The organism is Novosphingobium sp. BL-S-24 (assembly GCF_055521575.1).
The window spans coordinates 732,370-749,072 of the sequence record NZ_CM145487.1 but is presented as its reverse complement, the minus strand read 5'-3'; the positions used below and the strand labels follow the sequence as shown (position 1 = coordinate 749,072).

Annotated in this window: 14 protein-coding genes and 2 pseudogenes; 6 read left to right on the top strand and 10 right to left on the bottom strand. The window is 60.2% G+C overall.

The window, feature by feature from the left end:
* The first annotated feature begins 129 nt into the window (after positions 1–129).
* A complete protein-coding gene (locus ACZ1JM_RS03365) occupies positions 130–1,734 on the top strand; it encodes a class I adenylate-forming enzyme family protein (RefSeq protein ID WP_465131724.1) in 1,605 nt (534 codons plus the stop codon).
* Entirely contained in the window at positions 1,731–2,210 is a 480-nt protein-coding gene (locus ACZ1JM_RS03360; RefSeq protein WP_465131723.1) for a nuclear transport factor 2 family protein, read from the top strand. Before ACZ1JM_RS03365 ends, ACZ1JM_RS03360 begins: the two co-directional genes overlap by 4 nt.
* 161 nt (positions 2,211–2,371) lie before the next feature.
* Here ACZ1JM_RS03360 and ACZ1JM_RS03355 read toward each other — a convergent pair whose 3' ends face one another.
* From ACZ1JM_RS03355 to ACZ1JM_RS03310, 10 genes and pseudogenes are all read right to left on the bottom strand, one after another.
* Positions 2,372–3,187 carry an enoyl-CoA hydratase/isomerase family protein gene (locus ACZ1JM_RS03355; RefSeq protein WP_465131722.1) on the bottom strand — a complete coding sequence of 272 codons (816 nt, stop codon included), beginning with the start codon at positions 3,185–3,187 and terminating at the stop codon, positions 2,372–2,374.
* Between the two features lie 102 nt (positions 3,188–3,289).
* Positions 3,290–3,862 carry an SDR family NAD(P)-dependent oxidoreductase gene (locus ACZ1JM_RS03350; protein WP_465131721.1) on the bottom strand — a complete coding sequence of 191 codons (573 nt, stop codon included), beginning with the start codon at positions 3,860–3,862 and terminating at the stop codon, positions 3,290–3,292.
* Positions 3,863–3,944: 82 nt separating this feature from the next.
* Positions 3,945–4,046: pseudogene (locus ACZ1JM_RS03345) on the bottom strand (oxidoreductase); the annotation flags it as partial.
* The gene (locus ACZ1JM_RS03340) at positions 4,043–4,444 is read right to left on the bottom strand and encodes an SDR family NAD(P)-dependent oxidoreductase (protein WP_465131720.1); all 402 of its coding nucleotides are present in this window, start codon (positions 4,442–4,444) and stop codon (positions 4,043–4,045) included. The gene ACZ1JM_RS03340 and the pseudogene ACZ1JM_RS03345, both read right to left, overlap by 4 nt.
* A gap of 89 nt (positions 4,445–4,533) precedes the next feature.
* Entirely contained in the window at positions 4,534–4,836 is a 303-nt protein-coding gene (locus ACZ1JM_RS03335) for an SDR family NAD(P)-dependent oxidoreductase (protein WP_465131719.1), read from the bottom strand.
* 61 nt (positions 4,837–4,897) lie between these two features.
* Positions 4,898–6,094: a cytochrome P450 gene (locus ACZ1JM_RS03330; protein ID WP_465131718.1), complete on the bottom strand. Its 1,197-nt coding sequence runs from the start codon at positions 6,092–6,094 to the stop codon at positions 4,898–4,900.
* Positions 6,095–6,155: 61 nt separating this feature from the next.
* Positions 6,156–7,340, bottom strand: coding sequence for a DUF1214 domain-containing protein (locus tag ACZ1JM_RS03325; protein ID WP_465131717.1), 1,185 nt, complete (start codon positions 7,338–7,340; stop codon positions 6,156–6,158).
* 18 nt (positions 7,341–7,358) lie between these two features.
* A complete protein-coding gene (locus ACZ1JM_RS03320) occupies positions 7,359–7,829 on the bottom strand; it encodes a VOC family protein (protein WP_465131716.1) in 471 nt (156 codons plus the stop codon).
* 12 nt (positions 7,830–7,841) lie between these two features.
* Complete coding sequence (locus ACZ1JM_RS03315; RefSeq protein ID WP_465131715.1) at positions 7,842–8,975, bottom strand: sulfotransferase family protein; 1,134 nt, start codon at positions 8,973–8,975, stop codon at positions 7,842–7,844.
* The gene (locus ACZ1JM_RS03310; protein WP_465131714.1) at positions 8,972–10,063 is read right to left on the bottom strand and encodes a zinc-dependent alcohol dehydrogenase; all 1,092 of its coding nucleotides are present in this window, start codon (positions 10,061–10,063) and stop codon (positions 8,972–8,974) included. The genes ACZ1JM_RS03315 and ACZ1JM_RS03310 overlap by 4 nt, the downstream gene beginning before the upstream one ends.
* A 26-nt stretch (positions 10,064–10,089) precedes the next feature.
* Here ACZ1JM_RS03310 and ACZ1JM_RS03305 point away from each other — a divergent pair, with 26 nt between their 5' ends.
* From ACZ1JM_RS03305 to ACZ1JM_RS03290, 4 genes and pseudogenes are all read left to right on the top strand, one after another.
* Positions 10,090–11,178, top strand: coding sequence for a helix-turn-helix transcriptional regulator (locus ACZ1JM_RS03305; protein WP_465131713.1), 1,089 nt, complete (start codon positions 10,090–10,092; stop codon positions 11,176–11,178).
* Positions 11,179–11,343: 165 nt separating this feature from the next.
* Positions 11,344–12,220 (top strand): annotated as a pseudogene (locus ACZ1JM_RS03300) (alpha/beta fold hydrolase).
* 556 nt (positions 12,221–12,776) lie between these two features.
* Positions 12,777–15,179 carry a TonB-dependent receptor gene (locus ACZ1JM_RS03295; RefSeq protein ID WP_465131712.1) on the top strand — a complete coding sequence of 801 codons (2,403 nt, stop codon included), beginning with the start codon at positions 12,777–12,779 and terminating at the stop codon, positions 15,177–15,179.
* Positions 15,180–15,197: 18 nt separating this feature from the next.
* On the top strand, positions 15,198–16,562 hold the full coding sequence (locus ACZ1JM_RS03290; protein ID WP_465131711.1) for a hypothetical protein: 1,365 nt from the start codon (positions 15,198–15,200) through the stop codon (positions 16,560–16,562).
* Positions 16,563–16,703 lie beyond the last annotated feature (141 nt).

The following is a 16,703-nucleotide window of genomic DNA, read 5'->3' as shown; positions in this document are numbered from 1 at the left end:
TTTCAAGGGTTCAGTGCATGGCCGGTTGCGATCCATCCAACTTGCACGCGGGTGCCAGACTATAAAAACCCGCGACCCAGGAGTCTGGGTGTCCGCACCATCAATTCGTATCCATCGGAGCCGCTCGTGATGACTGACCAAGCCCCCGCCCTGGACTTCGCGCCGACTACCGTGGGGTTGTTGCGCCATGCCGTGGAGCATTTCCCCGACAATGATTTTGTTGTCGAGCCCGATTTGCGATTGACCTATGCGGACGCCGACCGCCTTTCTCGGGCTCTCGCAAAGCGTCTCCTGCTCATGGGTGTGTCGAAGGGCACGCGAGTCGCAGCCAAATATGCCAACAGCGTGCAATGGGTGATCACCTGGCTGGCGGTGACGAGGATCGGCGGGTTCTTCATGCCCTTGAGCTCTGCCTACAAGACCGGCGAAACCAAGAAGTGCTTGCGGATCGGGGATGCGCAGTTCTTCCTTATGCCGACTCACATCATCGGCCGGGAGCAGGGGCCGGCCGTGGAGGAACTGCTGGGGCTGCCGTTCGACACTTTGACGCAGCCCCTGATGATGCAGGATCTCCCCTATTTGCGCCGGATCGTGTTCACCAGCTTCGGGCCCGATGGTCTCTACGACGCCATCGACTTGGCAAACCCCGATGCCGCTGTCGACGCACAGGTATCCGATGCCTTCCTGGCGGAGGTGGAGGCCGAGGTCACACCCGCGGACTGGATGCTAGCGATCTTCACCTCCGGTAGCACCAGCGATCCTAAGTGCGTCATTCACAGCCACGGTGCGCCAATCCGGCATGGCACCGCGATCATCGACATCAACGAGTGGACCGCCAAAGACAGGATTTTCGCGGGCATGCCGTTCTTCTGGGTTGGAGGAAACTGTTACACCGTCATCCCCGTGATGATGCTGGGCGCGACCATCATCTGCATGGAGCGGTTCGAGCCAGGTGCAGCCCTAGACCTGATGGAAAAGGAAGGCGCGACTCGCGTCATCGGCTGGCCAGGTGTCCTCAATCCGCTGTTGGAGCATCCGACCCTGTCGTCCCGGTCCATTCCGGGCTTTACCGATCCGCTCTGGAACCCAGCGCTAGCATGGTCGACCGGCCTTGGCATGTCGGAAACGGCGTCCAACCACACCGGCGTATATGTTGCGGAGCGTGAGGCGTCCAAGGGCTCAGTTGGTCGACCCATTCCGTTCATGGAGCACCGGATCGTCGATGAGGACACTCAGGAGCTCGCGGCGCCGGGCGAAGCGGGTAACATCCAGGTGCGCGGCTACAGCCTAATGCTCGGCTTCTACAAGCGCGAGCGGGAGGACGTATTCGAGCGCGACGGCTTCTATGACACCAAGGATCGCGGCTATTTCAAGGATGAACTCCTGGTCTACGCCGGCAGGGACGTTGGCCTCATCAAAACGGCGGGCAACAATGTCGCCGCAGCCGAGGTCGAGGGTGCTCTCAAGGCCATCCCGGGGATAGCCAACGCCTATGTGGTGGGGATTGAGGATGCCGCAGTCGGCCAGATCGTCGGTGCGGCACTGGTCCCGAGCGGGCCACAAGGGATCGATGTCGATGAAGTCCTGGCGCGGCTGCGTGGCGAATTGTCCAGTTACAAGGTGCCCAAAGTCATGCGTGTACTGGCAACGGAGGACATTCCCTTCATGAGCAACGGCAAGCTCGATTTTCGCGCCTTGGTTGCGAAGATAGCCGAGAAAAAGGAGACCGCATGATGACCGTCGAGGACTGCATCGCGTTCGAACAGATCCGCGCGACCGTCGTCCGCTATGCTTGGTCGGTCGATGCGGCCGACTATGTCGCGATGGCGCGGTGCTTCACGCCCGAAGGCAAGCTCCACGTGACGAGCAAGATGACCCTACATGGGCGCGTGGACATCGCCGAAACGCTGGGTACGAGAGCGCTGGCGCGAGGCCACGGCGGGGGCGGCAAGAAGTTCCAGCGGCACAATGTCACCAACATTGATGTCAAACTCGATGGTGAGCAGGCTCGCGTACGCTCTTATTTCACGGTGTTCACCGAGATCGGTCTCGACCATCTGGGCCGCTACGAAGACCGCTTCGTCAAGCTCGACGACGAATGGCTGATCGATGACCGTGTGGCCCGGCTTGATGCGGTGAGTGAACGCTCACGCTTCGCACCGGCGGTTAGCGGCGAGGCTCCGTTCATATCCGATGCGACGCCGGTTTAAGGATTCGCAATTAAGGCGACGTCGAGGCCATCAGCGCCTTCTTTGTTTCCGCTCGATCGGTATGCATACTGACCATTAGCGCGCACACGAAAGTGTGCGGCGCACTGACGAACGGTCGCACCTGCTGAAGGCGGCCATTTGACTTGAGGGCCGCGCCCCCTTTAACGGTTCTCGAATACGGGGCGGCGCTTCTCGAAGAAAGAGGATCGTTTTTCCACCCGATCGCTGGTGCCGATCGTCATCATCTGGCCGCGTGATTCCATTTCCATCGCGGCATCCAGGCTGGGCGCGCCCAGGTTCAGCCAGACCGACTGTTTGGTTATCTGGATGCCGAGCGGCGCATTCTGCATGATCGCGTCCGCAAGTGCGAGCGCTTCGTCCATCAGGGTCCCATCATCGACAACGCGTAGGATCAGCCCAATGTCGCGGGCTTCCTCGGCAGGCAGGTGACGCCCGGTCAGCAGCAGCTCCATGGCACGCTGCGATCCGACCGCGCGGGGCAAGAAATAAGACAAGCCGAATTCGTGGCCTGTGCCGGCATTATGGAACGCGTTGACGAACTTGGCGGAGCGTGCGGCGATCGTCAGGTCCGCAGCAAGAGCAAGTCCATATCCGGCGCCGGCTGCGGTGCCGTTGACCGCACAGATGATCGGCTGGGGCAGATTGCGCATCAGCACGGGTAGCTGGTTGATCGCCCGTGTCGAAAGGCGTGCGCTGTGGGTCGGCCCGACGTCTGTCGGCACGATCGAAGACGTGCCGCCGTTGCGAAGATCATGGCCGACACTGAACATGCGGCCATTGGCCGTCAGAATGACCACCTGAACGTCCGAACGATAGGCCGTCTCTCCAAAGATTTGGGCCAGCTTTTCGTACATGGCGAATGTGAAGCCGTTGCCCGCATCAGGGCGGTTCAACGTCACACGCAGCACGCCGTTACCGGGCATGTCGATCAGGATCTCGTCATGTGCGTCGTTCATTGAAACCTCTTGTCTGAAGGGCGGTCCCCGGCGGAAGTACGGACGGCGAGCCTTGAGGCTCTGCATCATATACAGCCGATGGGCAGCGGCCTGCAGTTATCGTTAGAGCATGATCTGTCCGCCATCGGCATTGATCGTCTGCCCGGTCAGATACCGACTGTCATCGCTGGCGAGGAACAAGGCGATCGGCGCGATATCCGCATTTGGGTCGCCGAACCGCCCCAGCGAGATCTCCTTGCGATAAACTTCGGCCAAGTCGGGGTGCGCGACCAAGAAGTCCGCCGCTGCTGTCGTGAGCGCGGCCGGGCAAAGGATGTTGACGCGGATGTTGTGGCGGCCGAATTCGCGGGCGGCGACACGCGAAAGTCCCCGTATGCCTTCCTTGGTCGCGGCATACATGCCGGCGCCCTGGCCGCCATAGATGCCCTCCCGCGATCCCATGTTGAGGATCGTGCCGCCGCCTGCAGCCTTCATGTGGGGAAAGGCGGCCTGCATGTGATAGAGTGTGCCAAGCAGGCCGGAGTGCAGCACGCCCTCCACCATCTCATCGGTTACTTCCTCCAGCGGCGTACCTGTGCCGGTAGAGGTCTGCGCATTGTTGACCACGATGTCGATCGTGCCGAAGCGTTCGATCGCCAGCGCGATAGCGGCATCCGCATTGCTCCGTGATGACACCTCTCCTGCGATATGCGATCCGGTCTCCGCCGATTTCCTGAGCCGCCCGCTCCAGCTTGGCGCCGTCACGGCCCGTGATCACGACCGATGCGCCGTTCGCGTTGAACAGCTTTGCCAGCGCTAGACCGATGCCCTGGCCACCGCCGGTAATCAACGCGACCTTACCCTCCAGAGTCTGTTTCATGGCTGCCGTTCCTCCATCCCATCGAAATCACGCAAGACAGCATCAAAGCGCTCCTTCATCATGGGTTTAGCATCAGTGCTAGCGCAAATGTTGGCTTTCTCCGCGCGGATGCCGGCCAGGGCGATGCGACCCATCTCCAGGGGATCGATGCCGGCCGAAAGGTCGAACGCTTCCCGCACCTCTGAACCGTCCAGCGTCTCGCGCACCCGCAGATTGGCCATGGCACGCGTCTGCACCACGAAAGGGCACAAAAGCGACACCTGTATATTCTCGTCGGCAAGACTGACGCGAAGCGCATCGGTGATCGCCCAGACGGCCACCTTGGAAATGCTGTAGGCACTGGTGTGGCAGGAAGGCCGAGAAAGAGGCCGTGTTGATAATATGTCCACCCTCGCCATGCGCGCGCAGCTTGGGCAGGAACGCCTTGATCCCGTTGACGACGCCTCCGACTATGATAGCCATCAGCCAGTCCCACAAGGCAAAGTCGTCATCGGCTATTCCGCTTTGCGCCCACGCCGGCATTGTTGGCAAGGAGATGGAGCTTCCCGAAAATGGCCTCGGCATCGTTGGCGGCGCGCAGAACGGCGGCGCGGTCGGCCACATCCAGCAGCACCATGAAGCGCACGTCTTGATGGTCCGCCAGAGCCGCGCGCGCTTCCTCTAGGTGTTTCTCACGTACATCGGCAACGATGACCTTCATGCCGGCGTCCAGGAACGCCCGGCTCATACCGAGGCTGATGCCGCACCCTCCGCCCGTAACGAAGGCGATCTTGCCCCTGACATCACGCATCCTTGTCTCCCTTATCGCGCGCCGCATTATTGTTGGCGCCTCTTACGCACGGTGCGTCAGGCTACGGCACATCCCATTCCAGTTCGAGGTCCCGCATCGTGTTGATGATACCGGAGGACATCCGCGGCGAAGTGCCGGGGACTATCCGGAACTCCGGAATGTTCGTCATCCACTCTTCCAGAAAGATTCGGATTTCGCGGCGTGCAAGGCGGGCGCCGAGGCAAGTATGCGGCCCACTGCCGAAATTCATATGCTTGCGGTTCCGGCGTCGCGGATCGAAGATCATCGGATCTGGGTTGGCTCGTTCGTCCAGTCCCGCCAATGGGAAAATTCCCAGCACCTGCTCGCCTTTGGCGATAGATACGCCACCCAGTTCCACATCTTCGCGAGCGATCCTGGCCAGATTGCTGGTACCGAACCGGCGTGTAATCTCTTCGACAGCGCCGTCGTACAGTTCGGGGTTCGTGCGCAACTCACGCTGAAGTTCGGGGTGACGCGCGAAGTGGGTGGTGGCGAAGCTAGTGGTGTTGATGACGGTGTCCAGCCCCCCGGTCACGACCAGACGCACGATGTTTGAGCGTTCAGTCGGCGTCAGATCGCGGCCCATGACTTGGGCGTGGACCAGCATGCTCACGAAATCGTCGCTTGGCTTGCGCTGTCGCTCGCGAATGAGATCCTCGATGTACTCGCTGGCTTCGACATGCGCTTCCGCCATGCCGGGCTGACCCGGCACCATGCGTTCCGACAGGCCGCGCAGATACGTCGCTTCGCTTTCCGGCATGCCCAGAAGGTTGAGGAACGTCACGATCGGCATGACGCCGGCGAAGTCCGCCATGAAATTGCATCTACCGGCAGGCTTGAGTTGCTCGATGATGGCAACGGCGGCGGCGCGCGCACGGACACTGGCTTCGTTCAATTTGGCGGGAGTGAAGGCGAGTGATACCAGTTTGCGAAACGGCATATGTTCCGGGGCGTCCATCTGGCTCGGCCCGGTGTGGGGCACGATCCCGATCGGGACGAACGGGTCGCTATTTGAAAACAGCGACGGCTCCTGGCAGATGCGAACGATCTCGCTGTACCGCGTGACGACCCAGTGCCCGCCATGGCGAGGTGTCCAGAAGACATCGGGGAAGCTGTCCTGAACCTTCTTCCACAGGGCATGGATATCATCGGTACAGCCGTCGACCAGTCCCGGAATGTCATAGAGGTCGAAATCAAAGGTGCGTTCTTCGGAAAGATGCTGGCGTGCGGCGATCATCGTATCATCCTCTGACTTGTATCATCACAGGCCGGCGAGTTCCGCCGGCCTGTGCAGGGCCCTACCATTTCCTGCGGATCTGCGCGCCACGCCACCGTTCCAGCAACTGCTCACGGCGATCCTGTTCGCTGAAGGCCGGCGTGTCGGCAGGTAGATGATCACGGACTTCCGCCAATTTGACCCGCTTCAACTGAGGCACCGGCGCGCTGCTCGCCTTGTACCACCGGCCTTGGACGACGCCTCGGGTTCGTCCGGCAGTTTCCAGCCAGTTGTGAACTCCGGGATCTCCAATCGAGATGACCGCGCGAAACCTGCCGTCACTATCAAGCCGCGCCTGATGAGCATTGAGACTGGACTGGCACTTGTCCCACTCAATGGTGTTGAAGATGCGATCCGCCAGCAGGACCGACCAGTACTTCGCGGTTTCGGGGATCTCCGTTTCGAGGATCACGGCCTCGTCCTCGGCGATCTCGAACAGTCCCTCGTAATAGCTTTGCCCTTTCAAGCCGCCGATGCCCGACCAGTCGTGGAGGGTCACCGTGTTGATCGGGTTCTGCTCTAGGTTTTTGACGAACTGGACGAAAATCCGCGCATAGCGGTCGGCAAAACCCGTCATTCGTTCAAGCTGATGCGCGATCTCATCCTCGCTCCACCGGCGATACTGGAGCGCGGCGTCGAGGCGGACGATGGTGAAGATGCCGTCGCGCTCATTGAGCCAGTCGTAGCTCGCCTCGCGGATATTGACCGTTCGCGCGCCCTTGTCCAGTTTGAACCAATCGCCCTCATAACCCTCGGGACGCTCGGGGCTGATCAGGAAAGAGAAGCTGCCATCTTGGCCGACCGTCAGGTCGTCGTCGAGTTCCAGACTCAGCATCGGCGGTCCCGGCACGTCGTCCACACCAATCAGTCCCGAACCGATGCCCATCTGAGTGAACAGATTGGTTCCGCGCGTGCCCTCGACCCGATACGTGCCGACGTCGTCGATAAACGCCAGTCGGTACATGTAATCTGGATTGGGAGCCGCGGATTTGATGATCGGGTTGAGCAGGGAGAAGAATGTCGGGCGTTGTGGGTCGTCGGAGAAATGCAGTGCATAGGCTTGGGACAGGCTCATAGCCATTTGCTGTATGGCTTCCTGCCGAAGCCAGCTGTCGTCTGCCCCCAGCACGTAGGACAACGTGTTCTCTATGTCCTTGAGCGAAGCGTGTAAGGTGGACCACTCCATACGTGCGGTTACGTTTGTCATAACGGTATCCTTGCTGGATCAATTGCGCGGGACAGAGGCAAACAATGCTTCACCGCCGGGCTGTAGATGGATCAGTTCGCAATAGTGACCGAGGACCGCGGTCGAGTCGGCATAGAGATAGTCCATGAGGCCTTCCGCCGTGCCAGAGGAGACAGTCGGATAGCCACTTTCCTCGAACGTCCAGATCGTCGCCTGCCACTCCTCGTCACTATGGACGAGAAAGCCAAGATGATGGAAGCGAAGCCCCGATCCGCCGGCTGAAAGCCAGTTCTGATAAAGGGAAGGTTCTGCCGAAGGCTCGATAAGCTCGACCATCGTTTCGCCCGAATAAGCGATGGCAATCGCGTTTGCCGGAGAGCCCGGTCCTGCGGTGTTCATGATAGTCCAGTCCCGGATGGCAAACCTGTCACGGAAGTACGCCAAGCCCCGGTCCATGTTGTCGGTAAGATATGCGGTCTGGAACTGTCCCGCGAAGAGCCTGATGGTCATGCGGCTTCCCTCCTAAAGATTATATCGTTCGATATAGGGTGCGAACGCTTCCGCCACGTGGCGCTCACTTTCGATCGGCTCGTAGACGTGGCTAGGTTTGGCATGGGCCGCATTGGCCGCGGCCCAGCGCCGCATCCGCTGTTCCGCGTCCGCCGACAGCTCCAGACCGAATTGGCCATAGATTCGTTCGACCACTCCCATGGGATCATCGCGTGTTTCATGTTGCCAGACATTGACGATACGGCCCGGCTCGCGATCTTCCACCGCCATGGTGCGGCGCATGGCCTCAGCCCAGAACGATACCTCCCGGGCTTCGACGACCGAACGGTCCACGGACTTTCCGCCCATCAGCCCGCGAAAACCGCTGAGAAGATTGACGAGCGAGGCGATCGTCCGGGCCGGATGCCGGTGCGTCTGGACAAGACAAGCGTCGGGAAACACGCGCAGCATTGCCTCGACCCCAAATGTATGACTGGGATTTTTCAGCAGCCATGGGCGATCATCGTGCAGGCCGACCAGCTTCATTATGTTGAGAAACCGTGCGTAGGATGCAGTTTCGTCCTGGCTCCGGAACCACGCGTCATATTCCGGAATATCGTGCATCGACGTCAGGAAATTGGACAGGAATGTCTGCGCCATGGGGGTGAGGCACTCATCATAGTCGTCCGGCTCTCCGGAATGTGCGTCCATCGTCTCGGGCGAAGAAGCACGCCACGCGGCTAACTGCTTGACGGCTGCCTGGTGTTGAGGATGCGCGGGCCAAGCCTCGCGCGGCGGCCTGGCTATCGGCCCCCAGACGAACCAATGCTCGAGGCCCTGGAATTGCGGGTCGAGACTGAGCAGATGGTGCAGCGCCGTCGTGCCGCTGCGCGGTATGCCCATCACGATTAGAGGTCGCCGTATCGAGCGATCCTTCCAGCCGGGATTGCCATTCCAGCTATTATGGGTGATCAGCCGACTGGAGAGCAAGTCAGTGGCCGTTCGTTCCGCCGCAGCCTGATGCAGTTCCCTGTCTTCGGGGATCGCCGCGACCGCGTCCAGAAAACGCTCAAGACCCTGCTGATAGTCCGAGTCACCGAAGTCGCTGTAGCCCGTCCGCGCGATTGCCGCCTCGTGTAGCGTATCGATGCGGTCCTTCACCATCATGCCCACGGATCCACCATCAGCTTGCCGACGATGCTCTTGCCGTCGCGGAAGGCCTCGAACGCCTGTGGGAAATCGGCGAGGGACACGGTGTCAGTCACCATGGCATTGGCCCGTTCGCCATCCTTTGCGAGCGCTTCGGCGCAGGCTTGGAAATCTTCGCGCGTGTAAGTGCTCGAGAAGCGCAGCGTCAGGTCCTTCATGAGCGCCGCGGCGGGGATGATGCCCTCGGGTGTTGCGCAATAGCCGAGAGCGATGATCTTGCCCTGCGGCCGGATCAGCTCGATCGCCCGCGCCAGCACTCCGGGCACACCTGCGGCCTCGATGATCAGGTCTGGCGCACCACCCAGGACGCGCGTGATTTCGCTCTGGGCATGCTCGCCTTCGAGAATATAATGCTCGGCACCCATCTTCTCGGCGAGCACGCGCCTTCGGCTGCTGCTGGCCAGCACTGCGATGTTCCGTACTCCGGCCTGCCGCAGCCAGAAGATGCAGGCAAGCCCGATTGGGCCGGGGCCGATGACCAGCACCCGGGTCTGCGCGCTCGGCGCGGCCAGACGGACACCGCGCCTGCCGACGGCCAACGGCTCGACCAACGCTCCATCGGCCAGCGTGACGGTGCGCGGGAGGATCGTCGCTCCGCGTGCGCTGACGCGGGCGAACTGCGCCATCCCCTCGGCGTAAGGCCGGAAAGTGGAGCAGAGAACATCGACGCCCGTCTTGCAGGCTTCGCAATGTCCGCAGCCCACAACCGGTAGTGCGGCGACATGATCGCCCCGCTTCAGAGTCTCGACTCCTGCTCCCAGTTCGACCACCTCGCCGGCGAATTCATGCCCCATGACCGTAGCGGGGGGGTAGGTGTAACCGTGACCGCTCGTCGAATGCAGATCGGTTCCGCACACGCCGCAACGTGATACTCTGACGATGACCTCCCCCTCGGCGGGTACGGGCTCTGCTATCTCATTGATGTTCAGCACCGTTCCGGGCCGGTCGAAAATCGCCGCTTTCATCATCTCTCTCCACTTGTCGCTTCGTTCCGCGCGCTTGCGACCTTTACCAGCGCATGCAATCACGGCGCTGAAGATAGTCATATCCCCAAATGGGAAAGAGGACGAGCATGGGACAGGATAAGGCCGAGGCGCTCATCCTCGCGATCCAGCAAGGCGCTCTTGAAGCGCGGCCTTTTGAAAGCTTCGTTCCGCTGCTCTGTGATGCGCTGGACGCAACCTACGCGAATTTGATATTCCGGCGGATCGGAGGATCGCTGTCGGACGAGGTAGAGATTTCGACCGGGGCCGCACCTGACTGGATCGTCAGCCGCTACCTCAGCGAGTTCTCCCACCGAGATCCGATCCCCTATTTTCAGATGGAGCCCGGCCGTGCCTACATTTACGAAGAGCTGACCGACTGCGATCTCGCGGACGATCCCTTCCGCCGCGATTTCCTTGCCCCCGCGGGCTTCGCGCATTTTCTGATCTTCCGGGTCATCGAACCTGCTGGTTCCAACATTTGGATCACCGTGACCCGGAACGCCCAGGGTGCTCCGTTCGGCTTACCGGAGCGCGCGCTTTGCGCCCGGCTGGCAACGCATCTCTCTCCCGCGCTTTCTTGTCACAGCGCTCTGATTCGCGCTCACGCCGAGAAGGCGGAATACCAGCGCGCCGCAGAGATGTTGTCTTTCGGCGTGATCGCCCTGGATGGAAGAGAGCAAGTGCTCAGGATCGACCGCACTGCCGAACGCAGCCTTGAGATGTGCCGCGACATTTCGGTCTCCCATGGGCGCCTGCGTGCCCGGATAGACGATGCCCGCTTGCAGCGTTCACTCCGCGCCGCGCTGGATACGCAGCGTGCGCAATCGCAGCATGTCGCGGGCAGCGCAGGTTTTGACCTGCTGATCGTGCCGATCGATGGACCGCAGTGTGCGGATCGCGATGCCACGCGCCTGCTCGTCTATATTTCCGGGCGAGAACGCGATTTTCGAGACAGGTCCAGCCATATTGCGGCAGCGTTCGACTTGTCGCCGACCCAGGCTCGCCTTGCCACGTTGCTGGTCGAAGGCCGCTCGCTGACCGACGCGGCCAAGGAAATCGGCATCACCGAGCAAACCGCGAGAACGTATTCCAAGGAAATCTATTCACGCACGGGCACCAGCAGGCAGGGCGATCTCATCCAGAGGCTTTTGAAGAGCGTCATAACCCTGGCTTGATCCACGAGTACGAAGGCCGAGATTGCTGTCGTTATCATGCCTGCGGTTTCGGATTTCGCCACATCTACGATCAGCGCGACTGACAAAAGCTCCTATGTTGTAGGCTTGAGCAAAGCCTCGGCATAAGAACGTCAGGTTTTCCTGATAGGTCACAAGACGGCGTAGATGATACTGCAAGACGATGAATGCGGCCCCACGTCTCATATCTTCACGTCACAGCGCCTTAGACTGCACTATCTTGACTGGGGCAATTCCGGCGCTCCGACGGTCGTGTTGCTGCATGGAGGCCGCGACCATGCTCGCAGCTGGGACTGGGTGGCGCGCGCGTTGCGCCCGAAATGGCACGTTATCGCACCCGATCTGCGCGGCCATGGTGACAGCGCATGGTCGCCTGACTGCGCCTATTCGCTGCCTTACCATGTCGCCGATCTGGCGCAATTGGTCCATCAGCTGGAGGGTCCCGTCAGGATCGTCGCCCATTCCATGGGAGGCGCGATCGCATTGCGTTACGCCGGGCTATACCCTGAAAACGTCTACCGCCTTGCCGTCATCGAGGGGCTGGGGATGGCGACCCCGTCGATCAGGGAACTTCGGGACCTCCCCGTGCCACAGCGTTGGCGCCGCTGGATCGAGGAACGACGCGGCCTGTCGGCCCGGGGGAGCGCGCTATGCTTCCTTGGACGAGGCCTATGCCAGGATGCGCGCCGAGAATCCGTTTCTCAACGATGAGCAAGCGCGTCATCTGACCATTTATGGGATGAGTCGGAACGAAGATGGCAGCTGGAGCTGGAAGTTCGACAACTACGTCCGGTCCATCATGCCGTTCGACATCGCCGACGATGATCGGCACACCTTATGGGGCAATATCGAATGTCCCGTGCTCCTGCTTCATGGCAGGACAAGCTGGGCCAGCAACCCGGCTGAAGACGGCAACGCCGACTACTTCCGGCATGCGAGCGTCGTCAGCGTGGAAAATGCCGGTCATTGGCTTCATCACGACCGGATCGACGCCTTCCTCGAGACCTTGCAAACGTTCCTTTGACGACATAGCCGTAGAGTTGGAGTATAGTCGAGGCCGGCGCTGATAGCCAAGTCTTGCCAGGGCGCTTGCTTTAACGGGCATGGCCCGCCCCGACATGTCGATCAAATCTGCTGCTGATGTGAGCGCGCCACTGTCCCACGAACACTAACTGAGCGCGGGGTTAGGAAGGGGACGGTATTTTGTTGCTCGTCTGGCGCCGGACGCGCGCTCTACGCGCTCCTTTTGAAATTCTTCAGAAACGATCGCTTCTTCGTCATTCTCGCGAGCATTGTTCTACGGATAGATACGGTCTCGCCGAGGCACTTCCTTGCGTGGCAGTAAAAACTAATATTGCGAACCTTTTTCTATCATGTTAGTTGAGATTAATCCTACTCGCCATCCGAGCGGCGTGGGGAAGCAAGCGTGGGCTTTGGCTTTTTCACAGCTTTCCAGGTCGAAAGTGACCGAGGCGACAGCGCCAGGTTACGTGATTTTAAATCATCCTCTGCCTCTAAGGCGACCTGTCGATTTGTGCTTGCTGCACGATCGGCGAAGTGAACTTATTTCAGGAAATAGCATGCGATCGGATCTATTCACGCCAGTGCGCGTCTTTCAGGACCGACGGACAGAATGCGTTCGCACAGCCTTGCTGTTGTTCCGCAGCCTTGCGACGCTGTCGATCATAGCACCCCTGCCTGCCATGGCGCAGCAGCGTGCGGCAGAGGCGGCCGCCGAGGATGGCGAAAATAACGCCATTCTCGTTACCGCCCGCCGCCGCAACGAAAGCGCGCAGGATGTACCGATCGCGCTGACCGCCATCCGCGCGGCGGAAATTGCGAATACAGGCAGCTACACCCTGCAACAGTTCCAGCAACTCGCGCCCAGCCTGCAAGTGTTCGCCGTCAACGCTCGCAACACGAACATCAACATTCGCGGTCTCGGATCGAACGTCGCGACAGCTGCCGACGGACTCGACAACGGTGTGGGTGTTTATGTCGACCAAGTCTATCTTGGCCGTGTCGGTCTCTCGGCCTTTGATCTTGTCGACTTGGCTCAGGTCGAAGTGTTGCGTGGCCCCCAAGGCACACTGTTCGGCAAAAACACGACCGCCGGCGCGATCAACATCACCAGTCGTCCTCCAAGTTTCAAGCCACAGTTCGAGGGCGAGGTATCGGGCGGAAACTACGGCTATCACCAAGTGAGGGCATCGGCATCGGTCGGCATTATCGACGATGTTCTTGCTGTTCGCTTGTCGGGATCCGACACCCATCGCGACGGCTTTATCTACAATGTCACCAAGCGCGAGCGCGCTCAGGACAATGACAGCAGTAGCCTGCGCGGGCAGATCCTGTTCAAGCCCGATCCCGATATTTCATTGCGGATCATCGGCGATTGGGCGAGGCTGCGACAAAAGGGCGTCGTGCAGCCGATCGCTGACATCTTCACGACGCTGGACAGCGGTGCCACGCTTGCGAACAATGCTACCATTCGGGCTTCTAGGCTAGGCTATACGTTGCCGGTCGTGGACCCATTCGCGCGTCGTGTCGAAAGTGACGGATATTATCGGATCGCGATGAACCAGTGGGGGGTTTCGGCGCTTCTCGACTGGACGCTTGGCGGCAATGCGTTGACTTCCGTTACCGGCTACCGCGAGTGGAACTGGAGTCCCCGCAACGACGCTGACTTTCTGGCTCTGCCAATCCTTGATGCTTCACATATCAACAACCACCAGCGCCAGTTCAGTCAAGAGGTGCGTCTCGCCTCGACGGGTAAGCGCACCGTCGACTATGTGGTGGGGGCCTACTATTTCCATCAAATTATCGATGGCGATGGCTATACGCGCTATGGTGCGGCGGCACCGTCCTGGTATCTGGGCTCTTCAACGGCCACCAATGTTGCCGCGCTGAACGGATTTACTGCCTTTACGCGCTCAAATCCCAAAACGGACAGCTACGCCGCTTTTGGGCAGGGCACGTGGCATGTTGGCGAGCGCTTGAGCATCACAGCCGGTTTGCGCTTCACGCACGAGGAAAAATCCGGACGCTACATCCAGACGCCTGTTGGCCCGGATCTCGCCGGGTTTGCCGATGCGCAGATTGCAACCATCCAGGCAATTCGCAACGGCTTCGCTCGACCGCTGGACTTCATGGCGGGGCGTAGCGACAACAGCCTGTCCGGAACTATCAACGCAGCCTACAAGGTTTCGGACGGCGTCCTCGCCTACGCGACTTACGCAAAGGGGAGCAAGTCGGGCGGCATCAACCTGACCGCGCTGCCTTTGGGCGTAGACCCGAACGTTCGGCCTGAACAGGTGAACCATTTCGAACTCGGCGTAAAAAGCCAGCTGTTCGATCGCAAGGTCACGGCTAACTTCGCTGCCTTCTGGACGGAGGTGAAAGACTATCAGACATCGGTGAGCAGCACCGACACATCATTCGGCGTGCGTCAGTATATTGCCAACGCCAACAAGGTGCGCACGCGTGGACTGGAGGCGGACGTCCGGGCCGAGCCAACCAGGGGTCTGACATTGTCGATCTCCGGCGCCTATATCGATGCCACGTATCGCGACTATGTCAACGCACCGTGCCCGCCGGAGGCACCAAATCTACCCAACAGGGTTTGTGACCTGACTGGTCATCGACTTGCCGGCGCCTCTAAATATGCCGCCTCGCTTTCCGCGGACTACAGCACGTCCGTCCCCACTGGACTGGAGGCTTACGGACGCGCAGACTATAGCTACCGATCCAGTTATTATACGGCGGTCAACAATAGCCGTTATGCGCTGGTACCGAGCTACGGACTGGTAAATCTTCGCGCTGGCATTCGTAGTGAGAACAAAGTCTGGGATGTGGCCATCTGGGTGCGCAACCTATTCGACAAGGATTATTATCAGGTCCTGACACCCAACGACACCGGCCTGGTGTTGGGCGTGCTCGGTGATCCGCGTACGTGGGGCGCCACAGTGCGCACCAGTTTCTGACAATAAGGGAGAGATACCATGAGACTTCGTCAGTTCGTGCCGGCCGCAGCGCTTCTTATTGGCGCACTGGCCGCCGTTCCTGGGATCGCCGACACACCGGCTGGCTCTTACCACCTCGATACCGAAGGGCAGGTCGCAACCGAGCGCAAAGTGCTTCGCTTGCTTGCGCGGCCCGAGTTGAAGGAGGCAGGAAGTAAGATTTCGGCGATCCTCGCCGCCGATCCCGTCGCGAAGACTCTGGCCGGTCGCGCTCGGTTGCCTCAGGCAGTCGAGGAGCTCCTTTTCGCCGCGACCTTCAACACCGTCGCCGACGATCCCTCTCGCCCCGAGGTACTCTGGGTCTCCAGCCCCGCTCACCGATGGCATGGCCTGTCGGTTCCAGGTTCACGCTATGGCGTGGATAACCCCGACAATATTTATCGCATGATCTTCCTTGACGATGCGCATGAATATCGCATCCGAGGCCGCCATGGGGCCGGCGAACCTCCGATACAGTTCAGTTTCGAATTGTTGACCCACGTCCATGGCGCGAACCCCGAACCTTCGATGCACGGTCTTGGTAAGGCGGTGAGCTTCCTCCTCGACAAGAACGTGAAGACGGAACCCGATGGCAGCTTTACCATTACCGTCGGACCGCGTGGGGAAGGGCCGAACCATATGCGATCTGCTGGTGCGCACGTATTGATCATCCGCGACAGTCTGTCCGACTGGAACCGTCAGACACCCAACGATCTTTCGGTGGAACTGGTATCAGGCCCGGTCGCACCCCAAATCAGCGACGCGGAACTTATCCGCAAGGCTTCGCGGCTGGCCCCCGAGACCGCCCGCCTTTGGCTGGATTTCCGCAAGGATTACTACGCGAAGAACGGGCAGGGGACGGTCAATGCGCCGCCGTCACCTCTGCCTCGTGAGGGCGGCTGGGGCTATGCCGCGCCTTCACAATTGAAATTGGGTCCCGACGATGCGCTGGTCATCACCATCTCAAGCCTTGACGCGCGCTATCTCGGCTTCCAGTTGGCCGATCCGTGGATGATCTCGCAGGATTATTGGAGCCGATCCGGCAGCATCAACAACGGCCAAGCGGTAGCCAATGCTGATGGAAGCATCACCTACGTCATCGCGCGCAAGGATCCCGGCGTAGCGAACTGGCTTGATGCGGACGGACTGGATGAGGGGTCGCTGCTCATCCGCTGGCAAAATCTGGCTGACCAGAACGTCTCTCCCACCGGCGCGATACGGGAAGCGAAGATCGTTCCGGTCATCAGCGTCGCGAAAGAGGCCGGGGCACTCCGCACCACCGCTGCGCAGAGAGCGGAATCGGCGCGCGAGCGGGCAGAAGGCTACGCCCGTCGCGTTCAGGAAACACAGCGAACGGGAGGCTGATTTCACCTGAGATCCGCTTTGCATTGCCGGAAGCCGATTGGTTGTTTGCTGGCGGATCTTGTACAACGCATGATGAAGAATGAATTGCTCCCGTGAGATGCTACGCTTGACCTGATGCTCCGTCGGCTACGATCCCTAGTA